Raw genomic sequence first — 1,569 nt, 5'->3', positions numbered from 1 at the left:
GTCGGTACACCTTTGAGGTTCACCCCGACGCGCACAAGACGATGATCGCCCAGGCGGTCCATCAGCTGTTCAACGTGACCGTCGTCGGCGTCAGCACCGCCAACGTGCGCCCCAAGCCGAAGCGTCGTGGGATGACCAAGGGACGCACCTCGGCGTGGAAGAAGGCCGTCGTGCAGCTCGCGCCCGGCGACAAGATCGAATTCTTCGAGGGCAGGTAATGGGCATCAAGCGATTCAAGCCGACCTCGCCCGGCCGCCGGTTCATGACGGTCGACACGTTCGAGGACATCACGCGCGCCGAGCCCGAGCGCTCGCTGGTCGCGCCGCTCAAGAAGAACGGCGGCCGCAACAGCTACGGGCGCATCACCACGCGCCACAAGGGCGGCGGCCACAAGCGCCGCTACCGGGTCATCGACTTCAAGCGCGACAAGGACGGCGTGCCCGCCAAGGTCGCGCACGTCGAGTACGACCCGAACCGCTCGGCGCGCATCGCCCTGCTGCACTACGCGGACGGTGAGAAGCGCTACATCCTGGCTCCGAAGGCGCTCGTGGTCGGCGACACCGTCGAGTCCGGTCCCGGCGCCGACATCAAGGCCGGCAACGCGCTTCCGCTCGAGAACATCCCGTCGGGTACGACGATCCACAACATCGAGCTTCAGCCGGGGCGCGGCGGCCAGCTGGTCCGCAGCGCCGGCACGAGCGCGCAGCTCCAGGCCAAAGAGGGGGGCCACGGTGTCGTCCGTCTCCCCTCCGGCGAGTTGCGGCGCATCCGTCTCACCTGCCGCGCCACGGTGGGAGAGCTCGGCAACTCGGACCACTCGAACCTCTCCGGCGGCAAGGCCGGCCGTACCCGCTGGCGCGGCGTGCGACCGACCGTGCGCGGCACGGCGATGAACCCCGTCGACCACCCGCATGGTGGCGGCGAGGGCAAGACCACGGCCGGGCGTCATCCGGTCACGCCGTGGGGCGTGCCCACGCTGGGCTACCGCACGCGCGCCAACCACAAGGCGTCAGACAAGTTCATCATCCGCGGCCGCAAGCGCGGCAAGCGCGGGTAAGGCAGGAGGCACCTCTTTTGAGCAGGTCAGCAAAGAAGGGTCCGTTCGTCGACGAGCGCCTCATGAAGCGCATCGAGCAGATGAACGCCGCCGGCCAGAAGAAGATGATCAAGACCTGGTCGCGGGCCTCGACGGTCTTCCCCGACATGGTCGGTCACACCATCGCTGTGCACGACGGGCGCAAGCACGTGCCCATCTTCATCAGCGAGTCCATGGTCGGTCACAAGTTGGGTGAGTTCGCGCTCACCCGCACGTTCCGCGGTCACATCAAGGGCGACCGCTCGGCGAGAAGGTAAGTGACGATGGCAGTCAGAGCACAGGCGAAATACGTTCGCGTGGCCCCGCGCAAGGCGCGCGAGGCGGCCGACCTCATCCGCGGCAAGTCCGTGGCCGAGGCGCGCAGCACGCTCTTCTTCGCCAACCGTAACTCGGCTCGCGTCGTCGCGGCGGTCCTCGATTCCGCGGTCGCCAACGCCGAGCACAACAACGCCCTCTCGGCCGACGATCTGTAC

The 1,569-nt window shown here is 67.9% G+C and carries 4 protein-coding genes; all 4 read left to right on the top strand.

Translation table 11 applies throughout. The features are described from left to right. A partial coding sequence (gene rplW / locus WB308_RS07355; protein ID WP_424190467.1) for a 50S ribosomal protein L23 occupies positions 1–218 on the top strand: 218 nt, incomplete at its 5' end. Beyond that, complete coding sequence (rplB, locus tag WB308_RS07350) at positions 218–1,057, top strand: 50S ribosomal protein L2 (RefSeq protein ID WP_424190465.1); 840 nt, start codon at positions 218–220, stop codon at positions 1,055–1,057. The genes rplW and rplB, both read left to right, overlap by 1 nt. A 17-nt stretch (positions 1,058–1,074) precedes the next feature. Continuing rightward, positions 1,075–1,353 (top strand): 30S ribosomal protein S19, encoded by a 279-nt coding sequence (rpsS, locus tag WB308_RS07345; protein WP_424190463.1) that lies wholly within the window; start codon positions 1,075–1,077, stop codon positions 1,351–1,353. A gap of 6 nt (positions 1,354–1,359) precedes the next feature. Further along, positions 1,360–1,569 (top strand): large ribosomal subunit protein uL22 (locus WB308_RS07340; RefSeq protein WP_424190461.1); only part of this gene is annotated, 210 nt, incomplete at its 3' end.

Source organism: Sulfuricurvum sp., assembly GCF_049587615.1.
GTDB lineage: Bacteria > Campylobacterota > Campylobacteria > Campylobacterales > Sulfurimonadaceae > Sulfuricurvum.
The sequence above is the reverse complement of the archived record's forward strand: the minus strand, read 5'-3'. Positions and strand labels throughout refer to the sequence as shown.

Coding starts and splice junctions, on each gene's coding strand:
- rplB (WP_424190465.1), top strand. CDS start 218: ATGGGCATCAAGCGATTCAAGCCGACCTCGCCCGGCCGCCGGTTCATG.